Source organism: Streptomyces hygroscopicus subsp. hygroscopicus, assembly GCF_030269125.1.
GTDB classification, from domain to species: domain Bacteria; phylum Actinomycetota; class Actinomycetes; order Streptomycetales; family Streptomycetaceae; genus Streptomyces; species Streptomyces hygroscopicus_C.
In genome coordinates this window covers 457,157-482,029 of sequence record NZ_BSSM01000004.1, presented here as the reverse complement: position 1 = coordinate 482,029, position 24,873 = coordinate 457,157, and the positions used below count along the sequence as shown (strand labels likewise).

Sequence of the window (24,873 nt, the reverse complement as noted above, 5' to 3'; positions counted from 1 at the left end):
AGACAGGAGCGGGAGGGGCGGTGGGTGGGGGTGAGCGCTCACACCCGTTTTGTGAGCGCTCACATTCTGGGAGAGGAGGACAGGGCGGCCGAGCGCAGCGCTCGCAGCCGGTGCATCACGTCGTCGCCGCCGCGCCCGAAGTGGTCGTGCAGGGTGCGGTACTCGGCGTGGAGGCGGTCGTAGGCGGCGGCCCGGACCGGGTCCGGGGTGTAGGCGTTCTCCTGGCGGCGGCCCATCGTGGCGGAGGCGGTGCGGATGTCGGGGTGGGCGCCGGCGGCCACGGCGGCGTGGATCGCGGCGCCCAGGGCCGGTCCCTGCTGCGAGGCGAGCACGTGGACGGGACGGTTGAGCACGTCGCTGTAGACCTGCATGAGGAAGCGGTTCTTCAGCAGCCCGCCGGCTGCCGTGAAGTCGGTGACCGGGACGCCCGCGGCCTCGAACGCGTCGACGATGGTGCGGGTGCCGAAGGCGGTGGCCTCGATCAGGGCCCGGTAGACGTCCTCGGGCCGGGTGTCGAGGGTGAGGCCCAGGACCAGCCCGGACAGGTGGTGGTCGACCAGCACCGAGCGGTTGCCGCTGTGCCAGTCCAGTGCCAGCAGCCCGTGGGCGCCCACCGGTTGGGCCGAAGCGCGTTCCGTCAGCAGCTCGTGCACGCCGATCCCCCGCCGGCGGGCCTCGGCCGCGTACTCCTCCGGGACGGTGCTGCGCACGGCCCAGGCCAGGATGTCGCCGACGCCGCTCTGCCCGGCCTCGTAGCCCCACAGCCCCGGCACCACGCCGTCCCGCACGACCCCGCACATGCCCGGGACCTCGGCGAGGACATCGGAGTTGAGGATGTGGCAGGTGGAGGTGCCCATGATGGCGAGCATCCGGCCCGGGTCGAGGGCCTGGGCGGCGGCGCTGGTGACGTGTGCGTCCACGTTCCCCGCGGCCACGACCGTGCCCTCGCGCAGCCCGGTGAGCGCGGCGGCCCGGCCGGTGAGTCTGCCGGCGGGGGCGCCGAGGGGGGTCAGGGGGTGTTCCAGCTTGGCGGTGAAGCCGCCGAAGCCGGGGTGCAGCCGGGCCAGGAACGCCTCGTTGGGATAGCGGCCGTCCTGGTGGACGCCCTTGTAGCCGGCGGTGCACGGGTTGCGGCTCTCGGCGCCGGTGAGCTGCCACACGATCCAGTCGGCCGCCTCGATCCAGCGGTCGGCGGCGGCGTAGGCGTCGGGGTCCTCGCGCAGCACCTGCAGTGCCTTGGCGTACTGCCACTCGCTGGAGATCCGGCCGCCGTAGCGGGCCAGCCACGGCTGCCCGGTCCGCCGCGCGTGCTCGACGACGAGGTCGGCCTCCGGCTGGGCGGCGTGGTGGCGCCACAGCTTGGGGTAGGCGTGGGGGCGGCCGGCGTACTCGGGCAGCTCGCACAGCGGGGTGCCGTCCCAGGTGGCGGGGAGCACCGTGCAGGCGGTGAAGTCGGTGGCGACGCCCACGACCTGCTCGGGGGCCACCCCGGCGTCCGCGAGGGCTCGCGGTACGGCGAGGCGCAGCACGTCACGCCAGTCCTGGGGTATCTGCAGCGCCCAGTCGGGCGGCAGCGGGACCCCGCAGGGCAGCTCCCGGTCGACCACGCCGTGGGTGTACTCGTGGACGGCGCTGCCCAGTTCCGTGCCGTCCTCGACGGCCACGACCAGGGCCCGTCCGGAGAGGGTGCCGAAGTCGATGCCGACGGTGACCGCGGGGGGATCGGTGGTCAAGGTCTCCTCCAGTCGTGGCCGGCGCGGGCGAATCCCGTGCCGCGCCGGACGCCGCCGCTTCGCGCCCCGCGGGTGCGGTGCGGTCACCGGGCGGGTCGCAGGGAATCGAGGGGTCGTGGAGCGCCGTCAGGACGGGGTGCTGCTGCCGCGGACGATCAGCCGCGGTTCGATCACCACGCGCTCGTCGTCGCCCTGGGTGGTGCCGGACTCCAGCCGGCTGACCAGCAGCCGGATGCTCGCCTTGCCGAGTGCGGCGAAGTCCTGCCGGACGGTGGTGAGCGGCGGGGTGAAGAACTCGGCCTCGGGGATGTCGTCGAACCCCGCGATGGCCACCTGGCCGGGGACCGACAGGCCGGCCTCGCGCAGGGCGCGCAGCACGCCCAGTGCCATCTGGTCGTTGGCGACGAAGACGGCGGTCACCTCCGCGGAGCCGCGGCCCGCGGCTCCCGCGGTCACCCGGCCGGCCAGTTCCTGCCCGGCCCGGTAGCCCGACAGCGGGGTCCAGTCGCCCTGGATCGGCGGCGGTACGACGGCGCCGGCCTCTTCCAGCACCGAGCGCCAGCCGTCGGCCCGCGCCTCCGCCTCCAGCCAGCTCGGCGGGCCCGCGACGTGCCAGACCGTGCGGTGGCCGGCGGCCAGCAGGTGGCTCGTCGCCATCCGGGCCCCGAGCCGCTGGTCCACCGAGACCACCGGGATCGGCAGGTCGTGCCCGCCCTCCACGGTCACCACGGGGAAGGGCAGCCGCAGTTCGGCCAGCGCGGTGACCGCCTCGCGGTGCGGGACGATCACCACGATGCCCTCCACCCCCCAGTCGCTGAGGTGGTCGATCGCCTCCCTGAGGGCGGCGGCCGAGTAGCGGCGCAGGGTGACCGCCGAGACCATGTAGCCCTCGTCCCGCGCGGCCTCCTCCAGGCCGAACAGCGTGCTGGACGGGCCGAAGAGCGTCGGATTGCAGGCCACCACGCCCAGGGTGAGCGTGCGCCGGGTGACCAGCGCCCGAGCCGAGGAGTTCCGCCGGTACCCCAGCTGCCCGATCGCCCTGAGCACCTCGGCCCGGGTCGACTCGCGCACATTGGGGTGGTCGCTCAGCACCCGCGACACCGTCTGGTGCGACACGCCTGCGAGTTGCGCGACGTCCTCCATGGTGGGCGCCTTGCGGGGGCCGGTGCGGCCAGCGGTCTGCGACATGAGGCTCCGATCCGTGATGGGCATCATTGTTAGCGCTCACAGGCAGGTGCGTCAAGGGACGTGCGCGGCAGGGTCGGGGCATGCCGAAGTCGCCTGGTCCGTCCCCGGGTTCGCCGCTGTGGGAGGTCTCCGGCGGGGCGGGGCGCCGGGGGTGGGCGCAGGGGTGGCGGCGGCGTACGGGCGGGGGGTGGCGGCGGCGTACGGGCGGGGTGGCGTACGGGCGGGGTGGCGGCGTCGTACGGGCGGGGTGGCGGGGGTTCCGCCGGGGTTGCCCTCGATGCTGCCCTTGCGGGCCTGTCGCCGCGGGGGCGGGTCGGGTATCCGTTGGGGGGTCGAGTTCCCTATGTGCCGTCAGGAGGCCGAGCGTGCCGACGTCCCTGTCCCGGGCCGAGCGCGGTGGTGGTCGTGAGAGTGCCCGTGCCGGGCGCGGACCGGCTGCGGGGAAGCGCTCGCCGGAGCGGCCGGGAGGGCCGGTCACGGCGCCTCCCGTGCTGGGCCCGGGGGCGCTGGAGTCGCTTCAGCGCAGTGCGGGCAACGCGGCGGTGGCCGCCATGGTGGCCCGCTCCGCCGCCTCGGGGGGCGCGGCGGAGCCGGAGCCGGGGCGGGGGGACGCGGTCCGGGATGTGCTCAGGGCGCCCGGACGTCCGCTCGACGGGCCGCTGCGCGAGGAGATGGAGGCGCGGCTGGGGGCGGACTTCTCGGATGTGCGGGTGCACACCGGGGCGGCCGCCGGCCGGTCGGCGCGGGCGGTCGGGGCGCGTGCGTACACGTCGGGCAGTCATGTCGTCCTCGGTGACGGTGGTGCGGACAAGCACACGCTGGCCCATGAGCTGACCCATGTCGTCCAGCAGCGTCGGGGGCCGGTCGCGGGTACGGACCGGGGTGACGGTCTGCGGGTGAGTGATCCTTCGGACCGGTTCGAGCGGGCGGCCGAGGCCAATGCGCGGCGGGTGATGTCCGGGCCGGTGCCGGTGGCGCGTGCGGCCGGGGAGGCGGGCGGGGGGGCTTCGGGGTGTTCCGGCCCTGCCGGGGCCGGCGCGCCGGCCGGGGCGAGCGTGCAGCGGCTCGTGGGGTTCGAGGCGGAGCTGAGTCTGCCCAGTTTCGGCCAGGGCAGCCTGCACGGCCTCAACCCGGTCGAGGGGCGTCAGCCGGATCCGGTGATCGGAGCGTTCTTCAACGGCGGTGTCCCCTACGGCCAGCGTCTGCTCAACGAGGCGAACCTGTCCCTGCTCACCGACCACAACGTGCTCAGCCGGAAGGCCGCGGCGATCCACCGGGTCCTGGCCGGGCTGGTCGGGCCGGACAGCGTCCCGGCCGTCGGCAAGCCGCAGCAGTCCTCCCTGAGCAACCTGGAGTACGTGACGGCGCCGTTCGACGAGATGGCCCCCGGCTCGGACCGCGCGGTGCAGGAGCTCGCCCAGCGGATCGAGGCCCACGCGCAGGCGATGATCGGGCAGGACCCGCAGCACAAGGCGCTTCAGATCCCGGGCACGACGCAGTACGGGACCGGGCTGCCGCTGGCCGAGCTGCAGGCCTGGCTCGGCCCCCGGCTGTTCGCGGACACGGCGTTGCAGGCGGCCATCGCGGACTTCCAGAGCTCGGTGCAGTGGGAGTTCTACGTCCAGGCCACCGTCGGCGTGGTGCCCTCGGGCCTGCCCTCGCTCTACTCCTTCCAGGGCGGCGTCGACCACGGCTCGCGGCGCCGGCCGGGCAACGAGCACATCGCGGACGCCTGGACCCACGCGGCCCGCACGGTCGCCACGTCGCTGGGGCGGCTGCGCGAGATCGCACCGCAGCTGGCGGGCCGGCCGCTGGAGGGCGGCGACCAGGAGGCCCTCACGGGCACCCTGGCCATGGGCCTGTCCTACGCCATCGGCACGGCCATGGTCGAGGGCGGCGCCCGCGGTGCGAACTCGACGACGAAGAACGCGGTGCCGCTGCTGCTGAAACTGGCGAACCTGGGGGCGCTGCGGCAGACCTCGACCACCGATACGCTGCGGTCCTTCACCATCCCCGACGCCCGGATCAAGGAACTCGCCCAGTGGTTCCACGCCACCTTCGCCGAGACGAACACGGCGTTCTGGCAGAAGATGGTGGGGAGTTATCCGGGCGACCGGGCGAAGCCGCGTGAACCGATCTACGGGCACGGGGAGTCCGGTGTGGCCAACACGGAGCAGATGCTGCGCAGTCTGCTCCACGGGGACACGGACTTCCCGGTCGTCGCCCCCGGCAAGGCACTGGAGCGGCCCGACGAGCCGTCACCGGTGGTCGCGCCGTACCTGGGCGGGCAGAAGGCGGCGCCGGTGGAGATGCGCTGGATCTCCGAGCGGGCCACCGGGCCGGGGCAGTTGTGGCCGATGTTCAAGACGGTGCTCGACGAGGCGCGCAAGGCCAACCTCGGCGGGAGCGGCATGCCCCCGAACGAGGCCCAGGCCGTCTGGCAGCAGGCCATGGACCAGGGGGCCGCCCCGGCCGGGGCGGCGGGGGCGCCCGTCGGGGACATGATGGATATGACGTAGCGGGCGGCAGGCGGCTCCGGCTCGCGCCCGGGGCGGAGCCGTCTACCGTCCGTCGACGCCGCGCTTGCCGGTCCTCGGGGAACGCGCCATGGGCGGTTGCCCGTCCGGGCCTGCGCGGTCCCGGGGCGGGTCGTTTCCCGTGCGACGGCGGTCTGCGGGGCGGCGCGGTCTGCGGGGCGGCGTGTCCCGGGGCTGCTCGAAGAGCTGGTTGCCGGGCGCGTTGGCGCTGATCCGCAGGACGCCGTCGGCGTACGCGGCCGTGGCTTGCTCCGCCGCTTTCGCGTCGCGGCTCCTGGAGGGGTTCGCGGGCAGGATCTCGACCGGGGCACGGCCTGCGGCCGTCGGTCGCTGTCACCGCCGGCGAGGCCGGTGGCGCGCCGGCCTGCGAAGCGGTCATGTCCCGCGTCCTCGGGCCGCGAAGCGGCCGGGGCGGGCCCCGGAGCCGTCCGACCGTGGCCGGTCACGCCCGCGGCGAGCCGCCGCGGGCGGCTCGCGCCCGCCCGGGTCCGACGCCGATGCCCCCAGCAGCGCGGCACCGTCGACCGCTGCACCAGCCGGCTCGGGCGGTGGCGCGGCCCGGCCCCGCGCCAGCGGCAGACGCGCCGTCTCCCGCCGGGCCGCGCCCCGCCTCGCCGCCGTCCTCGTCCGGGCACGGCGCCGGCCGGAGGGACGGGACCGGCCGCCACGCCGGTCAGGGCCGGTCGGCAGCGGATCGGCTCGCGCCGCCCGCGGTACCGCGCCGGGTCGGGGACCGGCCCGGCGGATCCTGGTCGAGGGCGGCCAGGATGCCCGGCAGGAGGGGGTTCGAGTCGTTCTTGCGCCAGGCGACGGCGACTCGTGTACGCGCGGTGCCGGGCTCGATCCTGCGGAAGGCGACGCCTTTGAGGCGGATGCGGCGGATGCTCTCCGGGGCCAGTGACACGCCGAGGCCGGTTTCCACCAGGGCGCAGACGGTCTGCCATTCCACGGCGTGCTGCGTCACGTGGGGGGTGAAGCCGGCAGCGGCGCAGAGACCGGCGATCTGGTCGTACAGCGGCGGGCCGACGGCGCGAGGCAGGAGCACGAAGGGGCTGTCCGCCAACTGCTCGACCCGGACGGCTCGTTGTGCGGCGAGGGGGTGCGAGGCGGGCAGGACGGCCACGAACGGTTCGGCCAGCACGGTCTCGAACCCGAGTTCCGCGTCATGGGCGGGCGGCTCCCGCAACAGGCCGATGTCGATCGTCCTTTCGCGCAGAGCGGCCAGTTGCGGCGTGGTGGTCATCTCCTGGATGTCGAGGTCCACCGCGGGAAACCGTTCCCGGAAGGTCCGCAGCAGGCTGGGGAGGACGGTGAGGGCGAGGGAGGCAGCGAAGCCGATCCGCAGGCGGCCGGCCCTGCCACTGCCGGCGTCCCGGGCCGCGGCCAGGCCCTCGGCGAGATCGGTGAGGGCACGCCGGGCGGCGGGGAGGAGTTCCCGGCCCGCCGGGGTGAGGGCGATGCGCCCGGGTTCGCGGCTGAACAGCGCGTATCCGACCTTGTCCTCCAGGCGGCGGATCTGCTGGCTCAGCGGCGGCTGGGCGATGCCCAGGCGGGTGGCGGCGTGGCCGAAGTGGAGTTCCTCGGCGAGCACGACGAAGGCGTGCAGCTGCGGCAGGGGAAGTTCGGGGCGCTCCATACGCGTAGAGATATCACCGCGCGCCTGAAGGTGTATTAGACGTATCAGTGCTGGTCACTTAGCGTTCGCCGCATGACAGAGCGACGTTCCATCCTCGGCGGCTCGACGTTTGAGGAACAGATCGGCTATGCCCGCGCCGTGGTCGACGGCGACCGGGTTCATGTGTCCGGGACGACCGGATTCGACTACACCACCATGACGATCTCCGACGACGTGGTGGAGCAGGCCGAGCAGTGCCTGCGCAACATCGAGGCGGCCCTGGACGAAGCGGAGTGCTCCTTCGCCGACGTGGTGCGGGTGCGTTACCTGCTGCCCGACCGGGCCGACTTCGAGCCCTGCTGGCCGGTGCTGCGTCGCGCCTTCGGCGGGGTCCGGCCGGCCGCCACGATGCTCATGTGCGGTCTCGCCGATCCCCGCATGAAGATCGAGATCGAGGTGGACGCCCGGCGGACCACCGTGTGACCGTCCGCGCGTCGTCCGTGCTGCCCGGAGGCGGACTGACGGGCGGACGGCGGGGCGAGCACCGCGACGTCCGCGGCGGGCGCGGAGAGTGCCCCGGGGAACGTCAACCTGTGTGGTGCGAGGTGGGCACCGGCGCCACGGGTGCGCAGACTTCGATCACCAGTTACGACGGCCTCGCGCCGTGAACGAGGGGAACGAACGATGCGTACGAAGAAGAAGGCGGCGGCGGCGCTCTCGGCCGCGGCACTGCTCTCCGGCCTGCTCACCCTGGCCGGTGCCACGGCGGCCCGCGCCGCCGACGGCTGCGACAACAACCACGCCACCACCGTGCGGACCGCGTTCGGCGGCAAGGGGCAGGGCATCGAACTGCGGGCCAACGGCTCGGGGAACAGCACCTGCGCCTGGGGCCGCATCGTCGGCGGCGAGCCGGGCATGCACGTCTGGGTGGACCGCAGCAGCGACGGCGGCCGGACCTGGGAGCCCCAGCTGGGCTGGACGGAGATCAGCAGCGGAGGCAGCGTCTGGACCGAGGCGTGGCGGGACAGCGACGGCAAGCTGATGCGTGCCTGCGGCGACTCCGGCTACGACACGGCGATCACCTGCACCAGCTGGTACTGACCGGCCGCCGGGCGGTCGCCGCCCGGCCGAAGCCGCCGCGGCGGCGCCCGGCTCGCACCCCGCCGGGCCGCCGCGCCGGCCGTCCTCGAACAAGGACGGCGGCACCCCGGGGCGGGGCCCCGGGCGGCCGGGTACGACACCGACGGCCGCCGGGGGACGCGGGGCGTCGGGAACGGGGGCGGGGGCGGGGACAGGCGCGCGGGGCAGTGGGGCAGGCGCGGGGGCCGGCCGCGGGCGGGGGCCGGGCAGGGGGGCAGGGCAGGGGGGGCAGGGGCGGGGTGCACATCCCGCATGCGCCGGGGCGGGGAACCGAGGGCCGGCCGCGGGGCGCCCCGGAGCAGCGCGGGGGCCGCCCCGCACGGCAAGCGGAAGGGGGCCGGGTCAGGGTGGCGTGCGCTGCGGGGGCCGGCTGCGGGCGGGGTGTGGGGTGGTCCGCGGACCGCGCGGGGCGGGGCGAGGAAGGCGGGCGGCGGTGGGCGGCCTGGTCGGCCTGCTCGGACGCACCGTGTCCCGGGGCGTACGGTCCGGCGCGGGCCGGGTCGTCCGCGGGCGGCGGTGTTCTCGCCGGCGACCAGCCGTCTGGCCGCGTTTGCCGGCCACCATCACGGACACATCACCCGATATGCGATCGTTCCTCTTCTCCGTCGCCGGCGGCGCGAGCCATGGCTGAGGTGCCCGGTGCCACCGCGAGCCCCGTCGTGCCGGGCGCGCGGCTGCTGGTCGTCAGCGCGAGCATGGGAGCCGGTCACGACACGGTGGCCGCCGAACTCGTCCGCCGGGCGGCCGCGCACGGTCACCGGGCGGACAGCGTGGACATCCTCGCGCTGCTGCCCCGCGGCCTCGGCGGATGGCTGCGGCGCGGCTACCAGGTCTCGGTGCGGCACGCGCCCTGGACCTACGGCGCGGTCTACCACGCGTTCCTGCGTCCCGGGCGGGGGCCGCGCCCCAGCGGTGTCCCGCTGGCCCGGCTCGCCGCGGACCGGCTGCGCGCGCTGGTCGAGCGGGACCGGGTGGACGTGGTGGTCCCCGTCTTCCACCTCGCCGCCCAGCTCACCGGGCACCTCAGGGCGAACCGGCTGCTGCCGGTGCCGAGCGTGGTCTACGTGATCGAGTTCGCCGCCCACCGGCACTGGCTGCACCCGGGCAACGACCGTTTCCTGTGCCTGACCGAGCAGGCCGCCCAGGAGGTGCGCCGGGCCACCGGCCGGCCCGCCGACGCCACCGGCCCGGTGGTCGCGCCCCCTTTCACCGTGCCCGCCCCCTCGGCCGCGCGGTGGCGCCGGGTCTTCACGCGGGAGCACCCCGGCAGGACGCCCGTCCTGATGTCCGCCGGCGCCTGGGGAGTCGCGTCCGGTCTCCAGGGCACCGCCCGCCTCCTGGCCCGCAGCGGATATCTGCCCGTGGTGCTGTGCGGCGGCAACGACCGGATGCGTGCCTCGCTGGCGGGGGTTCCCGGCGTCCTGGCGCTGGGCTGGCAGGAGGACATGCCCGGCCTGATGGGGGCCACGCGGGCGCTGGTGGACAACGCCGGGGGGCTGACCGCCGTCCAGGCGCTCGCCGCCGGGCTCCCCGTCGTCGGCCACCGGCCGCTGCCGGGGCACTTCGCGCAGGGCGCCCGGCGCATGGCCGCGCTCGGCGTCTCCGACCTGGCCGCGGACGATGCCGCACTGCTGGACGCGCTGGCCCGGCTCACCCGGCCGGGGACGGAACGGGACCTGAGGATCGCCCGCGGGAGGCATCTGTTCCGCGCCGAGGACGCGCCGCTGGAGCGGGTCCTCGCGGCCGCCGCGGCGGGCGCCCGCGGGTGAACGGAGCGTGCCGGGGCCGCGGGCCGTGCCCGCCCTGTCCCCGGCGCCGGCACCGAAGAGCGGGCAGGCGGGGGGGTTTGCCGGCGGGGGCGGCGGATCCGGGCCGGCCGGTTGCCGGGTCAGCGTGTCCTGGCCACGGCCGCGGTGCCGGTCCGCCCGCCCGGACGGACGGTCGCGGTGCCGGCGGCGGGGCTTGCGGGCGAGTGCGGCGGGCCGGTCGCCGGGCGGGCGGCAGGCGCGTGTGCGGGTACGGCTCCTCGCGAGGGGCCGTCAGGACGCCACGGCCGGGAGGGGCGAGGGTGCGGGAGGGGCCGGCGAGGGCCCGGGGCGGTGGCGGGCGGGGCGGTGTGTGTGGCCGCTATGGCGGCTTTTGGGGTCTGACGGGTGGTCAGCGGACCGGCGGAGGGTGTCTGACGTGCCGAGAGGTCCTCGTCACAGCAGGGTGGCCGGCGTTGCCGTGTGTGTTCGTTCGTTGCTAGCTTCACTGCCCGAAGTGAGTTGGAAAACCAAACTGAGATGGTGACGAACATGAGCCTCCCTGACGGCCGGACCGCCGATACCCTCAGTCCTCCACAGGCCCGACCGCGGCTCGGGGTGGTCTTCGCGGTGATCGCCGCCGGTGTGGCCATGGCCAATCTGGACGTGTTCATCGTCAATGTGGCGCTGCCGGACATCGGGCGCCAGTTCTCGGGGACGTCGCTGGCGTCCCTGTCGTGGGTGCTGAACGCGTACGCGGTGGTGTTCGCCGCGCTGCTGGTGCCGGCCGGTAATCTCGCGGACCGGGTCAATCCGCGGATCGCCTATCTGTCGGGCATCGTGCTGTTCACGCTCTCGTCGGTGCTGTGCGCGCTGGCGCCGGGGATCTGGTTCCTGGTCGGGGCGCGGGTGCTGCAGGCGGTCGGCGCGGCGATGCTGATCCCGTCGTCGCTGGGGCTGCTGCTGGCGACCGCGCCGCCGGAGAAGCGGCTCGCGTCGGTGCGCGGGTGGACGGCGATCAGCGGTGTGGCCAGCGCGCTCGGGCCGGTGCTGGGCGGGCTGCTGACGGACCTGAGCTGGCACTGGGTGTTCCTGGTGAACGTGCCGATCGGTGTGGCGGCGCTGCTGGGCGGTCTGCGGGTGCTGCCGCGGGTCGCCTCGCGGGACCTGCCGGGGGCGGACGTGCTCGGTGCGGGGCTGCTGACCGTGGCCATCGCGTCGGTCGCGCTGGGCCTGGTCAAGGGCGACGACTGGGGCTGGGCGTCGGCGAGGTTCATCGGCGCGCTCGTGCTCGGGGCGCTGCTGCTGGTCTGGTTCGTGGCGCGCTCGGCCCGCCACCGGTCGCCGGTGCTGCCGCTGCCGCTGTTCAAGTTCCGCGCGTTCAGCCCGGCTTCGTTCACCAACGTCCTGTTCGCCGTGGCGTTCGCGGCCATGCTGCTGTCGGCCGTGCTGTGGTGCCAGGACGTGTGGCACTGGTCGGCGGTGAGGACCGGTCTCGCGATCTTCCCCGGCACGCTGCTGCCGCCCGCGCTGGCCATGAGCATCGGGCCGGTCATCCACCGCTTCGGCTCCGGCGTCGTCGCCTTCGCCGGGTGCGTCGTCTTCGGCGCGGGCATCGCCTGGTGGCTCACCCGGCTCGAGCCCGGCACCGGGTACGCGGCCGGGATGCTGCCCGGCATGCTGCTCACCGGCATCGGCGTGGGCCTGACCCTGCCCACGCTGATCAGTGCCGGTGTCTCCGGGCTGCCGCCGCAGAGCTTCTCCACCGGTTCCGGTGTCATCACCATGGCCCGGCAGGCCGGCACCGTGCTCGGCATCTCCCTGCTCGTCGCGACCATGGGGGCCTCCGGTGCGACGGCCCACCAGGGCGCCGCCTTCGACCGGGGCTGGGAGATGACCCTGGGGGCCACCGCGGCCGCCGCGCTCGCCTGCTTCTTCCTGGGCAGCGTCGGGAGGACGCCGCGCCGCACCGAGGCCGGCGAAGGGGCGTGAGCGGGTGCCGGTGACCGTGGGTTAGGCCGGCCGCCCGGCCGGGGCCCCCTGGTGTCGCGGGCGCGCGTGAGGCGGATACCGCCCGACGGAGTCCGGCGGCCGGTCAGATCCGATGGATCTGACCGGCCGTCAGTTTTTTCCGGGGCCGCGGCCGGTGAATTCCGGTTTTGCGCGGCGCGTTCGGTGTGTGGACAAGAAGCGGATTCACAGCCGTCACCTTCGTTCGATACGTGGAGACATGACGTGCGCCACACCGGCTATTGCGGACCGGTCACTGACAACGGTGTCTTTGCTTCCACCGGGGCGGACTGCCGTATTCCGCGCGGCCGTTCACGTTTGGACGGACCGGGTTCCCGCCGCCGATACACATTCCCGGCGGACACGACCTTACCGGCGCGTAACTCTTGCGTATCCGCTGATCGCGGGGATTGCCCGGGGGCGATGAAGATTGTTATTGTCACCCGAACAATCGAGTTGGACATTCCAACTCGACCGCGTAGACCAGTACAGATGAGCCCCTTGAGTTCGGGCTCTGCACCATTGCACCGCGAACCGCGTGTCCGGCCGGGTTACGGCCCTGGACGGCGCGGATGTACCGCGCACGACCGGCAATTTCCGAACTCGCCCTGTACCGCCCGCAAGGACACACCCCCGTACCGCACGCACCGCATGCCCGGCTGCCGTCGAATACCCGGAGTGAGAGTGAGTCCCACCGAAACCCTGGCGGATCCCGTCGATGTGATGGGCCGTCTGCTGTCCTTCGAGGGCAAGCAGAACCCGTACCCCCTGTATGAGCAGATGCGGGCCCACGGGCCGGTCGTCGACGTCGGCGGCGCCCACCTCTTCGTCACCGGCCACGCCGAGTGCGCGCGGGCACTGCGCGAGCCGGACCTGCTGTCGACGGACGCCGCCGTCCAGGACGGCAAGCTGCCCGGCTGGCGCGAGCACGCCTCGTGGGTCTGGCTGACCCGGAACATGCTCTTCTCCAACGACCCGGACCACGAGCGCTACCGGCGCTTCTTCGCGAGCGCGTTCTCCGCGCGCAGCGTGGAGACCTGGCGGCCCATGGTCGAGCGCCGGGCCGCGGACACGGTCGAGCACGTCGCGCGGCTCGCCGCGGAGGGCGGACCGGTCGACCTGGTCGCGGAGTTCTCCTTCCGCATGGCCGTCGGCGTCATCGGGGAACTCCTCGGCATCCCCGACGAGGACCACGCCGCGTTCCGCTCCGGTGTCGGCGACATCACGATGACCCTGGAGCCGATCCGCGACATGGGCCAGCTGACCGCGGGCGACGCCGCGATGGAGCGCTTCGCGGTCTACTTCCACGACCTGGTCGCCCGCCGCCGCGCGCAGCCCGCGAACGATCTGACCAGCGCCTTCGTCAAGACCCGCGACGCCGCCGGCGAGCTCAGCGAGACCGAACTGGTCGCCAACCTCATGCTGCTGCTGGTGGCCGCCACCGAGGCGCCGCAGGACCTGCTGAGCAACATGGTCCGCCTCGCCCTCGAACACCCCGGCGCGGGCGAGCGGCTGCGCACCGACGAGAAGGCCGCGGCCGGCTTCGTCGACGAGACGCTGCGCTTCGAGCCGGCCGCGCAGATCCTGAACCGGGTCGCCGCCCGGGACCTGGAGTTCTTCGGCGTCAAGGTCGCCAAGGGCGTGCCGCTGACCCTGCTCATCGCCGCGGGCAACCGCGATCCGCGCCGGTTCGGCGACCCCGGCGTCTTCGATCCCGCCCGAGCCGACAACAGCCCGCTGACCTTCAGCGGCGGCGCCCACTTCTGCCTGGGCGCGGCGCTGGCGCGGATGTCCGCCGAGACGGTCGTACCGCTGCTGCTCAGGCGGCTGCCCGGACTGCGGCTCGCCGGTCCGGCGACGTTCCGCGACCAGATCGTCCAGCGCGGGCACGGCCGGCTGCTCGTCACGGCCGGCTGACCCGCCGCGCCGTCCCCGCAAGAGCCGTACGGCGGCCCCGCCGCCCGCACCACAGCAAGGGAGAGCACAGGAGATGGGCACGAACGTACCGTCCGACGAGGAACTCGCGGCATCGCTGGACGGTGATTTCACCAGCGAGTACGCCGACGTCAACGGGGTGAGGCTGCACTATGTGACCGGCGGGCAGGGCGATCCGCTGTTCCTGCTGCCGGGCTGGCCGGAGACGTGGTGGGAGTACCGCAAGGTGATGCCCCGGCTGGCGGAGCGTTTCCGGGTCGTCGCGGTCGACATCCGCGGCATGGGCGGCTCCAGCCGGCCGGATTCCGGTTACGAGAAGAAGAGCATGGCCGGCGACATCCGCGCCCTGGCCGGGCACCTCGGCTACGAGCGGATCAACATCGCCGGGCACGGCATCGGTGCCATGGTCGCCTTCGCCTACGCCGCGAACCACGAGGCGGCGACCAAGCGTCTGGCGATCATCAACACCACGCACATCGACGAGAGTTACCAGGAATTCCGGCTCATGCCGAAGCCCGAGGAGCCGGGCCCGCACCGCTGGTGGCTCGCCTTCAACATCGTGCCCGGCTTCCCCGAGAAGGCGCTCGCCGGCCGCTACCGCATCATGGTCGACTACATGCTCGGCCTGAGCCTGGTGAACCCCGACGCGGTCCTGCCCGAGGACCGGGAGGTGTACGCGCGGGCGTACGACTCGCCGGAGGCGATCCGCTCCAGCCAGGCCTGGTTCCAGGCCTACCAGCAGGACATCGACGACTTCCGCGGCTACGGCAAGCTGTCCGTGCCCGTGCTGGGCCTCGCCTACGGCGGGTTCTTCGACTACATGCGGCGGGTGCTGCCGGCCTGCGGCAGCGACGTCCGCGTGGTGGAGGTCAAGGACACCCGCAACTACATGGTGGAGGAGCAGCCCGAGACCGTCGCGGCCGAGCTGGCCCAGTTCTTCGGCTGACACCGCTCGCCCGGGGCGGGCCCGTGCGCGCGGGCCCGCTCCCGGCAGGCACCACGCGTGGCACCCGCAACGGTGCTCACGTGACGACCCTTTACCCCCACACCTGGACTGGACGCTGTCTTCGCATGCTGAACACTGACGGGGCGACACCGGGAGCCCTCCTGAGAAAACCGGTGAGCGGGTGGCTGGAGGCGGAGGACCACCTGCGCGGGTTCGGCGGGTTCCACGGCGGGCTCGCCCTCGCCCTGCTCACCTCCGCGATGCGGGCGCACGCCCCCGGGCTCGAACTGCAGAGCGTCACCGGCCGGTTCGACCGGCCCGTCGACCCGGGCTTCACCGTCGACAGCTCCCTCGTGCGTGCCGGGCGGACCCTCAGCGTGGTCCGCGCGCAGGCGCAGGGCGAGAAGGGGACCGCGATCGAGGCGTCCGCGGTGTTCGCCCGCCGCGGCGAGGGCTCCTGGCAGCCCGTCGCGCCCGAGGCGCCGCAGGCGCCGCGGCCGCAGGAGTGCGAGGTGTTCGCCATTCCGGCGGAGTTCGTGCCCATCGCCACCAGCATGGAGATCCGTCCCGTCGGCCCGGCGCGCCCGTACGCCGGCGGTCCGGTGCCCGAACTGATCGCCTGGGTACGGCTGGTGGAGGACGACGAGGCGCCGGACGTGCTGCGGTTCGTCCTGCTGATGGACGCGCTCGCCCCCTCCTACGCGGCGATCCTGTCCACGCTCGCCGTCGTGCCCACCGTCGAGCTGACCGTGCGCCCGGGGCCGGGGCTCGCCGGCGCCGCCTCCCCGTGGATCCTGCTGCGGGCCACCACGCGTGCCGCCGGGCCCGACGGCTGGGTGGACGAGCAGGTGGACGCCTGGTCCGTGGACGGGACGCACCTGGGCAGCGCCCACCAGCTGCGGGTGGTCCGCGCCGTCTGACGCACTCCGCGTTCCCACGGAGATCACGCACGTGTCCCGCACCGAGACCGACACGAAAGGCCGTATTCCTGTGAGACCGTTGCCACCGTCCGCCGGATCCTCGCTGGTGCACGTCCTCCAGCACCGCGCCGAAGAGACTCCCGACCGGCTCGCGTTCCGCTTCCTGCCGGACGGGACCAGCGACCACCTGATCGACTGGACCTACGGCGAACTCGCCGCCCGCGCCGGCGCCGTCGCCGCCCACCTGCACGAACGCGGCCTCGACGGCGGCCGGATCGTGCTGGCGCTGGACCCCGGGCTCGACTACGTCGCCGGGCTGTTCGGCATCATGCAGGCCGGCTGCACCGCCGTGCCGTGCTTCCCGCCGTTCGGGCGGCGCGCCACCGCGCGCTTCCTGTCCGTCCTCGACGACTGCGCGCCCCGCGCCGTGCTCACCGACCCCCGCTTCGCCGGCCAGGTCGAGCAGTTCCACGCGCAGCTCACGGCCGCCGGTGAGCGGCCGCGGTGGATCTTCCCCGAGCCGGACTTCTACCGGCTGGAGCCGGGCGGCGAGGTGCCGTCGCGCGCGGTCGAGCCGGCGCTGATCCAGTACAGCTCCGGTTCCACCGGAGATCCCAAGGGCATCGTGCTGACCCACGAGAACCTGCTGAGCAACTGCCGTGTCCTGGACGCCCACATGGGCTACGAGGAGGACCGCGTCGGCTGCTCGTGGCTGCCGCCGTACCACGACATGGGGCTGATGGGCACCATCATGCTGGCCGTGCACGGCGGCTGGCCGCTGGTGATGATGTCGCCGATCCACTTCGTGCAGGACCCCTACCGGTGGCTGAAGGCGATCACCGACCACAAGGTGACCATCTCGGTGGGCCCGAACTTCGCGTTCGACCTGTGCGCGCAGAGCATCGGCGACGAGGAGGTGGCCACGCTCGACCTGAGCCGGCTGCGGCAGGTGTTCTGCGGCAGCGAGCCCGTCTCCGGCAACACCATGGAACGCTTCCGGGAGCGGTTCGCGCCGGCCGGGTTCGACGCGGGCAGTCTCATCCCGTGCTTCGGGCTGGCGGAGGCCACCTTGTTCGTCTCCGGCAAGCCCGAGGCCAGTGACAGCATCCGCACCGAGTGGCTGGACAAGGACGCGCTGGAGCACGGTCACGCGCGGCGCGCCGCGGACCCGGACGGCGCGGACGCGGTGGGCGTGGTCAGCTGCGGGGTGGTCGCCGAGAACCACGAGGTCCTCGTCGTCGACCCGCACACCCTCGCGGTCCTGCCGCAGGGCGAGGTCGGGGAGATCTGGGTCGGCGGGGCGAACGTGGCCGCCGGCTACCTGGGGCGCCCCGAACTGTCCGCGAGCACCTTCGGCGCCCGCCCCGCCGGCTCCGGCTCCGGCTCGTCCTATCTGCGCACCGGCGACCTCGGGTTCTTCCTCGACGGGGAACTCTTCGTCACCGGACGTCTGAAGGACCTCATCGTCATCAGCGGCCGCAACCTGCACCCCCAGGACATCGAGCACTCGGTGCTGCGCGCCCACGAGGACCTGCGGCGCATCGCCGCGTTCGCCGTGCGCAGCGAGGCGCGTGACGAGGAGGAGGTCGTGCTGGTCGCCGAGTTCCGCGGCACCGCGAAGGAGTTCGCGCAAAGGGAGAAGGAGCTTTTGGAGCGGGTGACCGCGGCGGTGACCGAGGAGCACGGGGTGCGGCCGGGCCGGGTGTACATCGGGCCGCCCGGGACGGTGCTGATGACCACGAGCGGCAAGGTGCGGCGGCGCGACACCCGCAAGGCGTACCTGGAGGGGACCCTCAAGGCGTTCGCGGCCGCCGCGCCGGCGGGCGTGTCATGAGCGGCGCCCGGACGGGAGTGGGCGAGGCGCCGGCGCGTTCCGGGGCCGCGGCGGGGGTGGACCGCGGGGCGCGCAGGCTGGCCTGGGTGACCGTGGGGGTGCCCACGCTGGGTACGGCGGCGGCGGTCGTGTTCGCGGTGCGGTACGGGTTCACGTGGGTGGACGGGCTGCTGCTGGTGGTGATGTACGCGATCACGTCGCTGGGTGTGGAGGGCGGTTTCCACCGGTTCTTCTCGCACCGCTCGTTCGCGGCCGGTCCGGTCGTCACCGCGTTGTGGGGGATCGCGGGGAGCATGGCGGCGCAGGGGCCGGTGGTGTTCTGGGTGGCCATCCACCGCCAGCACCACGCCTTCACCGACCGTGACGGGGACCCGCACTCGCCGCGCGCGCTGGGGCCGGGCTGGCCGGGGCGGCTGCGCGGGTTCTGGCACGGGCACGTGGGCTGGCTGTTCACGGTGCAGCGCCAGGACTGGGCCAGGCGTGCGCCGGACATGGTCCGCGACCGGCTCGTCATGCGCCTGAACCAGTACTACTTCGTGTGGGTGCTGGCCGGTCTCGTGCTGCCGGCCCTGGCGGGGTGGCTGCTGTCGGGGGGCACGGTCCGCGGTGCGGTGGGGGGGCTGCTGTGGGGCGGGCTGGCCCGGATCTTCCTGCTGGACCACGTCACCTGGGCCGTGAACTCGATCGGCCACACGGTGGGCAGCCGGCCGTACCGCACGCGGGACACCAGCCGCAACGTCGCGCCGCTGGCGGCGATCTCGGTGGGCGGTTCCTGGCACAACAACCACCACGCGCGGCCGTCGCTGGCGCACAACCGGCACAACCTGCTGCAGGTCGATCCCACGGGTGCGGTCATCCGGGTCCTGGACGCCGTCGGGCTGGTCCGCGACGCGCGTTACCCCGACCGCATGCGCCCCGAGCACGCCTCCGGGACCCGGTCCGTGTCGAACGAAGAGGAAGGGAGTTGAACGATGTCCGCCACCGCGGCCGCGAACGCTGTCGTCCGGCTTGACCCCGTCAGTCTGCGGATCAAGCGGTTCTCCGCCCTGACCACCATGACCCTGCCGCTGATCGGTACCGCGGCCGCCGGGTACCTGCTGTGGACAGGGCGGTACACCGCGACGGATCTGTGGCTGTTCGCCGCCATGTATTTCGTGCACATGTTCGGTATCACGGTGGGGTTCCACCGTTATCTCGCGCACAAGGCGTTCAAGACGTCGCCCGTCTTCGAGGCGGTCATGATGATCGCCGGGTCGATGGGCGCGCAGGGCCCGCTGATGTTCTGGGTGATCACCCACCGCCGCCACCACCGTTTCAGCGACCGGGAGGGCGACCCGCACTCCCCCAACCTGCACGGGTGGGCGTTCAAGGCGCGGATGCGCGGCCTGTGGTACGCGCACATGCCGTGGATGCTGAGCCCGGAGGCCAGCAAGGTCACGGTGTTCGGGCCGGACGTGCTGCGCAGCAGGCGGCTGATGTTCTTCAACCGGACCTATCCGCAGTGGGTGCTGCTCGGTCTGGCGGTCCCGGCCGTGGTCGACTTCGCGATCGTGCGTACCCCGATGTCCCTGCTGGGCGGTCTGGTGTTCGGCGGGCTCGCCCGGATCTTCGTCGCCAACCAGGCGGCCTGGTGCGTGGGGTCGATCTGTCACGCCTTCGGCGGGCGGCCCTTCGACAACGAGGACCGCAGTGCCAACAACTGGCCGGTCGCGGTGTTCACCTTCGGCGAGGGACTGCAGAACAACCACCATGCCTTCCCCGGCTCGTTCAGGCACGGCGTCACCTGGTGGGAGCCGGATCTCAGCGGCTGGCTGCTGATGGGGCTCGGCCGGCTACGCGTCGTATGGGGCCTGCGCGAGCCCGACAAGGAGACCATCGCGCGGCGCAGGCAGGAAGCGAAGACCGCGGCCTGAACCGGGGCCGCACCCGCATGTGAGACGAGGAAGGGCACACCCATGTTCAACCGGAAGAAGATCCAGCGTCCTGAAGGGCCCCTGACCGAGCAGGCGCTGCGCCAGTGGCTCGTCGACTACCTGGTGGTCCACGTGGAGATACCGCGCGAGGACATCGACACCGCGAAGACCTTCGAGGCCTACGGCCTGGACTCGCGGGTGGCCGTGCAGGTCTCCGGCGCCCTGGAGAAGGTCATCGAGCGCCGTCTGTCGCCCGGCCTGCTGTACGAGTACCAGTCCATCGACGCGCTCACCGGGTATCTCGCCGCGGAGCTCAAGCTCTAGCCGCCTGGAAGGAGAAGAGGACATGGGTGCATTCGACTTCCCTTCGGCGCCGGAGGAGAGTTTCCGGGCCTTTCTGCGCCAGGCGGAGCAGCTGGAGGGGGAACGCCTGGCCGGGGCGATACCCAAGGAGTACTTCGAGCCGCGCGTGGGCCGGGGTCTGGCCGGTTTCGCGGTCAGCTGGCTGCTGTACGCGGGGGCGATCGTGGGCGTGGCGTACGCGCCGAGCCGGCTGCTGTGGATCCCGCTGTGGATCGTGGCGGGGCTGGGCGGGTGGGGGCTGCACTGCATCGCGCACGACTGCGGGCACGGTTCCTTCTCGCGGTCGCGCCGGTTCAACTACGCGATCGGGCATGTGTCGCTGCTGCCGCTGATCTACCCGTTCCACGCGTGGCGGCACGTGCACAACATGCATCACAGCAGTACCAATCACCTGGAGTTCGACACCGACTGGCGTCCGGTGCCGGCGGGCATGTTCGAGCGGATGTCGCTGTGGGACAAGACGGTGTACGTGTCCACCCGCACCTGGGCGTTCTGGGGCGGCACCATCAACTACTGGGCCGAGTCGGCGCTGCGTCCGGGGTTCTTCCCGAAGGCGAGCCAGCGGCGCGAGGTGCGGCGCTCGATGCTGTTCGTCGCCGCGGTGACCGTGCCGTACGCGGCCGTGCTGGTGTACTTCACCGGGTTCACCGGGCTGCTGGTCTATTTCGTGGCGCCGTGGCTGGCCACGCACGCCTGGTTCAGCGCCACCACGCTCATGCACCACAGTGCCAGTGACATCCCGTACCTGACGGCCGAGTACTGGACCCGCAACGCCAGCCGGCTGCTGGTGACCACCGACTACGTGTACCCGCGGTGGCTGCTGTTCCTGACGCACAACATCTCGATCCACACCGCGCACCATGTGGCGCCGGTGGTGCCGTACTACAACCTGCCCAAGGCGCAGGAGACGCTGAAGGCCCGCTATCCGGGCATGGTGCGTGAACGCCGGTTCTCGTTCGGGCAGATGTGGGAGATCATCCGTCATCTCCACTTCTACGACACCGAGTCGGGGTTCTACGCGGACCTGGCGCGCAACAAGGTGGAGCCGAAGGTCGCCGTGTCCCGTGCCGCCGAGGGTGCCCAGTGACCAGCCGGTGGCTGCGCAGGTGCGCGCACGCCGCGGTGGGCGCGGTGGCGCCCTCCGTGGCGGTGCGGTGGGCGACGGACGTGTTCAGCAGTACGCGGACCTACGGGTTGCGCCCGGACGACGTCCTGCCGCTGGGCGCGGCCCACTTCGCGGTCCGCGGTGACGAGGACGTCACCGACGGGTTCGCGTGGAACGAGGGCAGCGGCGAGGGCAGTGCGCTGCTGGTGCACGGGTGGGCGGCGAACAGCAGCAGCATGCACTCCCTCGTCCCGCCGCTGCGCGGCCTGGGGCTGCGGGTCGCGGCGTTCGACGGGCCGGCGCACGGGGTCCGCAAGGGTGATCAGGCCACGATGACCCAGTACACGCGGTCCGTCGGCGCGGTCCTGGACACGCTCGGGGACGTGCGGGTGGTGGTGGCGCACTCGCTGGGCGGGATCGCGGCGATCGGCGCGGTGGCCGCGTACACCGGCCGCAGGCCGCAGTGCGCGGTGCTGGTCGCGCCGCCGGCCTCGCTCGGGGACGTCCTGGAGCGCTGGGACGGCGGCGGGCTGCGGCTCACCCGGTCGCTGGTGGAGGGGATCTACGGGGAGCTGCACCGGCGCAACGGGGTGCCGGTCAGCCACTGGGACCTGGTCGCGCTGGGTGCCTCGCTGGATCTGCCGACGCTGGTCCTGCACGATCCGGACGACGCCATGGTCCCCTACGGCGACGCCCGGAAGGTGGCGGCCGGGCTGAAGGACGCCCGCCTGGTCGACCAGGCGGGCGGGCACATGGGCATCCTCATGTCCCGGGACGTCGCGTCCCTGGTGTCCCGGTTCGCCGCACAGCACCTGGCCGCCGGGGACGGCCCGCACACGCACCTGCACCGTGAAGGAATCGTATGAGCGACACCCCTGGCAAGCGGGCCTGGATGTGCCTGCTGTGCGGCTGGGTCTACTACGAGGCCCTCGGCCTGCCGGAGGAGGGCATCGCGCCGGGCACCCGGTGGGAGGACATTCCCGACGACTGGGAGTGCCCGGCGTGCGGGGCGAGCAAGGAGGACTTCGTCATGGAGGAACTCTGAGGCGCGCCCCGGCGGGCGGCGCCCGGGTCAGCGGGGGCCGGAGGCCAGGCCGAGGGCGATGTCGATGATCATGTCCTCCTGGCCGCCGACCAGGCGCCGCCGGCCGCATTCCATCAGGATGTCGCGGACGTCGACGTCGTGGCGGCGTGCGGCGATCTCCGCGTGGCGCAGGAAGCTGGAGTAGACGCCGGCGTAGCCCAGGGTGAGGGTCTCGCGGTCGACGCGCACGGGCCGGTCCTGCAGCGGGCGGACGAGGTCGTCCGCGGCGTCCTGGAGTTTGAACAGGTCGCAGTGGTGGGTGAGGCCGGACAGGTCGGCGACGGCGATGAACGCCTCGATGGGGCAGTTGCCGGCGCCGGCGCCGTGTCCGGCGAGCGAGGCGTCGACGCGGTAGGCGCCGTGCTCGACCGCGGTCAGCGAGTTGGCGACGGACAGCGAGAGGTTCTCGTGGGCGTGGATGCCGATCTCGGTGGCCGGGTCCAGGACGTCGCGGTAGGCGCGTACGCGGGCGGCGACGTCGTTCATCGTCAGCCGGCCGCCGGAGTCGGTGACGTAGACGCAGTGGGCGCCGTAGGACTCCATCAGCTTGGCCTGGCGGGCGAGTTCCGCGGCGTCGGCCATGTGGGAGAGCATCAGGAAGCCGGAGACGTCCATGCCCAGGTCGCGGGCCGCGGCGATGTGCTGGGCGGAGATGTCGGCCTCGGTGCAGTGGGTGGCCACGCGGACCGAGCGGACACCGAGGTCGTAGGCGTGCCGGAGTTCGTGGAGGGTGCCGACGCCGGGCAGCAGGAGGGTGGTCAGGCGGGCCCGGTTCAAGGCGGAGGCGGCGGCCTCGATCCATTCCCAGTCGGTGTGGGAGCCGGGGCCGTAGTTGAGGGAGCCGCCGGCGAGTCCGTCACCGTGGGCGACCTCGATGGCATCGACGCCGGCGTCCTCGAGGGCGACGACGATACGGATGACGTCGTCGGGGGCGATGCGGTGCCGGACGGCGTGCATACCGTCGCGCAGGGTGACGTCCTGGACGAAGACCGGGGTGCTCACTTGGCGGCCTCCTTGGCAGCGGCGATCTCCTCGGCCATCCGCACCGCGGCCGAGGTCATGATGTCGAGGTTCCCCGCATACGCCGGGAGGTACATGCCCGCGCCCTCGACCTCGAGGAACACCGACACCTGGTGGGTGGGGCGGGCGGCGGAGCCGTCGGCCAGCAGGGTGGCGACGGGCTGGCCGGCCGGGATCTCACTGATCTGGACGTCCTGGACCAGCTGGTAGCCGGGCACGTAGGCGGCGACCTCCGCGGCCATCGCGCGGACGGACTCGGTGATCCGCGCCTTGGCACGCTCGCCGTCCTCGCCGCCGGGCAGGGTCGCGAGCGCGAAGACCGTGTCGCGCATCATCAGCGGCGGCTCGGCAGGATTCAGGATGATGATCGCCTTGCCCCGCTCGGCGCCGCCGACCCGCACGATCGCCGCGGAGGTGGTCTCGGTGAACTCGTCGATGTTGGCACGGGTGCCGGGGCCGGCCGACCGGGAAGCGATCGAGGCGACGATCTCGGCGTAGGCGACCGGAACGACACGGCTGATCGCGGCGACGACGGGGATCGTGGCCTGGCCGCCGCAGGTGACCATGTTGACGTTGGGGGCGTCGAGGTGCTCCCCCAGGTTGACCGCCGGCACGACGTAGGGGCCGATCGCGGCCGGCGTCAGGTCGATCACACGGATGCCGAGCGGGCGCAGCGCCGCGTCGTTGCGGTGGTGGGCGCCGGCCGAGGTGGCGTCGAAGACGATGCCGATCTCGTCGATCTGCGGTGACCTCAGCAGTCCGTCGACGCCTTCGGCGGTGGTCTCGAAGCCGAGACGCCGGGCACGGGCGAGGCCGTCCGAGGCGGGGTCGATGCCGGCCATGACCGCCATCTCGAGGTGCTCCGCACCCCTCATGATCTTGATCATCAGATCGGTGCCGATATTGCCCGATCCGATGATGGCGACCTTGGTCCTGCTCATCGTGCTCCCTTGGCGGAGAAGGTGACCGACACCGTGCCGAGACCGGTGACGGTGGCGTGTACGGCGGCGCCGGGCGTCACAGGACGCATCGGGCCCAGAGCGCCGGAAAGGACGACCTGCCCGGCGCGCAGCGGATCGCCGAGATCACGGGCCGTGCGGGCGAGCCAGGCGACAGCGGCGACGGGATCGCCCAGACAGGCGGCGCCGGTACCGGTGGAAACGGTCTCGCCGTCCACGGTCATGGTCATCCCGGCGGTCACGGGGTCGAAACCGGCGAGCGGCACACGGCGGCCGCCCAGGACGTAGGCGCCGGCCGAGGCGTTGTCGGCGACGGTGTCGGCGAAGCTGATGTCCCAGCCGGCGACACGGCTGCCGCAGATCTCGATCGCGGCGACGGCATGACCGATGGCGTCCCGTACCTGGGCGTCGTCGAGCGGACCCTCGGCGAGATCGGCACCGAGAACGAAAGCGATCTCCGCCTCCACCCGCGGCTGCAGCACGGCGCCGGCCGGGACGCACGCACCATCGGGGTAGGCCATGTCGTCGAAGAGGACACCGAAGTCGGGCCGGTCCACGCCGAGCTGCCGCTGCACAGCGGTGGAAGTCAGGCCGATCTTGCGGCCGACGACCCGGGCACCGGCAGCGATCCGCTCGGCCGTCAGACACCGCTGCACGGCATAAGCCATGCCGACGTCGTCCCGGCCGATCAGATCGCGCACAGGCGCGGCAGGGGTACCGGTGGCGGCGGCTTCACGCAGGCGGGCCGCCGCGGCAAGGACAAGACCGGCGCCGGCGCCGGAGGTGGGCTGGTTGGGGGGCATGGACTCCAATCTGGCCCCGATCC

The 24,873-nt window shown here is 73.2% G+C and carries 21 protein-coding genes and 1 pseudogene; 15 read left to right on the top strand and 7 right to left on the bottom strand.

Annotation, left to right across the window (positions count from 1 at the left end):
- Positions 1-59: 59 nt before the first annotated feature.
- Positions 60-1,733 (bottom strand): ribulokinase, encoded by a 1,674-nt coding sequence (gene araB / locus QSK45_RS12925; protein ID WP_285556262.1) that lies wholly within the window; start codon positions 1,731-1,733, stop codon positions 60-62.
- Between the two features lie 126 nt (positions 1,734-1,859).
- The gene (locus tag QSK45_RS12920; RefSeq protein ID WP_285556261.1) at positions 1,860-2,921 is read right to left on the bottom strand and encodes a LacI family DNA-binding transcriptional regulator; all 1,062 of its coding nucleotides are present in this window, start codon (positions 2,919-2,921) and stop codon (positions 1,860-1,862) included.
- Between the two features lie 488 nt (positions 2,922-3,409).
- Here QSK45_RS12920 and QSK45_RS38490 point away from each other — a divergent pair, with 488 nt between their 5' ends.
- Positions 3,410-5,440, top strand: a complete 2,031-nt coding sequence (locus QSK45_RS38490; protein ID WP_490993554.1) for an eCIS core domain-containing protein — start codon at positions 3,410-3,412, stop codon at positions 5,438-5,440.
- Between the two features lie 198 nt (positions 5,441-5,638).
- On the opposite strand, the pseudogene QSK45_RS38485 reads toward QSK45_RS38490, so the two are convergent.
- Positions 5,639-5,761: pseudogene (locus QSK45_RS38485) on the bottom strand (DUF4097 family beta strand repeat-containing protein); the annotation flags it as partial.
- Positions 5,762-6,131: 370 nt separating this feature from the next.
- Positions 6,132-7,094, bottom strand: a complete 963-nt coding sequence (locus QSK45_RS12910; protein WP_285556260.1) for a LysR family transcriptional regulator — start codon at positions 7,092-7,094, stop codon at positions 6,132-6,134.
- A gap of 72 nt (positions 7,095-7,166) precedes the next feature.
- Between QSK45_RS12910 and QSK45_RS12905 the strand changes: the two genes are divergently transcribed.
- The 14 genes from QSK45_RS12905 to QSK45_RS12840 all read left to right on the top strand — a co-directional run bounded on the left by QSK45_RS12905 (position 7,167) and on the right by QSK45_RS12840 (position 22,029).
- On the top strand, positions 7,167-7,556 hold the full coding sequence (locus tag QSK45_RS12905) for a RidA family protein (RefSeq protein ID WP_285556259.1): 390 nt from the start codon (positions 7,167-7,169) through the stop codon (positions 7,554-7,556).
- A gap of 201 nt (positions 7,557-7,757) precedes the next feature.
- Positions 7,758-8,174: a glycosyl hydrolase gene (locus tag QSK45_RS12900; RefSeq protein ID WP_285556258.1), complete on the top strand. Its 417-nt coding sequence runs from the start codon at positions 7,758-7,760 to the stop codon at positions 8,172-8,174.
- A gap of 662 nt (positions 8,175-8,836) precedes the next feature.
- The gene (locus QSK45_RS12895; protein ID WP_285556257.1) at positions 8,837-9,982 is read left to right on the top strand and encodes an MGDG synthase family glycosyltransferase; all 1,146 of its coding nucleotides are present in this window, start codon (positions 8,837-8,839) and stop codon (positions 9,980-9,982) included.
- Between the two features lie 528 nt (positions 9,983-10,510).
- Complete coding sequence (locus QSK45_RS12890; RefSeq protein ID WP_285556255.1) at positions 10,511-11,950, top strand: DHA2 family efflux MFS transporter permease subunit; 1,440 nt, start codon at positions 10,511-10,513, stop codon at positions 11,948-11,950.
- Between the two features lie 702 nt (positions 11,951-12,652).
- The gene (locus tag QSK45_RS12885; protein WP_285556254.1) at positions 12,653-13,885 is read left to right on the top strand and encodes a cytochrome P450; all 1,233 of its coding nucleotides are present in this window, start codon (positions 12,653-12,655) and stop codon (positions 13,883-13,885) included.
- Between the two features lie 73 nt (positions 13,886-13,958).
- The gene (locus tag QSK45_RS12880) at positions 13,959-14,849 is read left to right on the top strand and encodes an alpha/beta fold hydrolase (protein WP_285556253.1); all 891 of its coding nucleotides are present in this window, start codon (positions 13,959-13,961) and stop codon (positions 14,847-14,849) included.
- Positions 14,850-14,974: 125 nt separating this feature from the next.
- Positions 14,975-15,769, top strand: coding sequence for a thioesterase family protein (locus tag QSK45_RS12875; protein ID WP_285556251.1), 795 nt, complete (start codon positions 14,975-14,977; stop codon positions 15,767-15,769).
- Positions 15,770-15,839: 70 nt separating this feature from the next.
- Entirely contained in the window at positions 15,840-17,603 is a 1,764-nt protein-coding gene (locus QSK45_RS12870; RefSeq protein WP_285556249.1) for a fatty acyl-AMP ligase, read from the top strand.
- The gene (locus QSK45_RS12865) at positions 17,600-18,571 is read left to right on the top strand and encodes an acyl-CoA desaturase (protein ID WP_285556247.1); all 972 of its coding nucleotides are present in this window, start codon (positions 17,600-17,602) and stop codon (positions 18,569-18,571) included. Before QSK45_RS12870 ends, QSK45_RS12865 begins: the two co-directional genes overlap by 4 nt.
- Positions 18,572-18,574: 3 nt before the next feature.
- Positions 18,575-19,516 (top strand): acyl-CoA desaturase, encoded by a 942-nt coding sequence (locus QSK45_RS12860; protein ID WP_285556245.1) that lies wholly within the window; start codon positions 18,575-18,577, stop codon positions 19,514-19,516.
- A 42-nt stretch (positions 19,517-19,558) separates the two neighbouring features.
- A complete protein-coding gene (locus QSK45_RS12855; RefSeq protein ID WP_285556244.1) occupies positions 19,559-19,840 on the top strand; it encodes an acyl carrier protein in 282 nt (93 codons plus the stop codon).
- 22 nt (positions 19,841-19,862) lie between these two features.
- The gene (locus tag QSK45_RS12850; protein WP_285556242.1) at positions 19,863-20,966 is read left to right on the top strand and encodes a fatty acid desaturase; all 1,104 of its coding nucleotides are present in this window, start codon (positions 19,863-19,865) and stop codon (positions 20,964-20,966) included.
- Entirely contained in the window at positions 20,963-21,850 is an 888-nt protein-coding gene (locus QSK45_RS12845) for an alpha/beta fold hydrolase (protein WP_285556241.1), read from the top strand. The genes QSK45_RS12850 and QSK45_RS12845 overlap by 4 nt, the downstream gene beginning before the upstream one ends.
- Positions 21,847-22,029, top strand: a complete 183-nt coding sequence (locus QSK45_RS12840; RefSeq protein WP_285556240.1) for a rubredoxin — start codon at positions 21,847-21,849, stop codon at positions 22,027-22,029. Before QSK45_RS12845 ends, QSK45_RS12840 begins: the two co-directional genes overlap by 4 nt.
- Positions 22,030-22,056: 27 nt before the next feature.
- Here the strand turns inward: QSK45_RS12840 and dmpG are convergent, their stop codons facing one another.
- From dmpG to QSK45_RS12825, 3 genes are read right to left on the bottom strand one after another with little or no spacing between them, the layout of a single operon-like run.
- Complete coding sequence (dmpG, locus tag QSK45_RS12835) at positions 22,057-23,070, bottom strand: 4-hydroxy-2-oxovalerate aldolase (protein ID WP_285556239.1); 1,014 nt, start codon at positions 23,068-23,070, stop codon at positions 22,057-22,059.
- On the bottom strand, positions 23,067-24,029 hold the full coding sequence (locus QSK45_RS12830; protein WP_285556238.1) for an acetaldehyde dehydrogenase (acetylating): 963 nt from the start codon (positions 24,027-24,029) through the stop codon (positions 23,067-23,069). Before QSK45_RS12830 ends, dmpG begins: the two co-directional genes overlap by 4 nt.
- The gene (locus QSK45_RS12825) at positions 24,026-24,850 is read right to left on the bottom strand and encodes a 2-keto-4-pentenoate hydratase (protein ID WP_285556236.1); all 825 of its coding nucleotides are present in this window, start codon (positions 24,848-24,850) and stop codon (positions 24,026-24,028) included. The genes QSK45_RS12830 and QSK45_RS12825 overlap by 4 nt, the downstream gene beginning before the upstream one ends.
- Positions 24,851-24,873 lie beyond the last annotated feature (23 nt).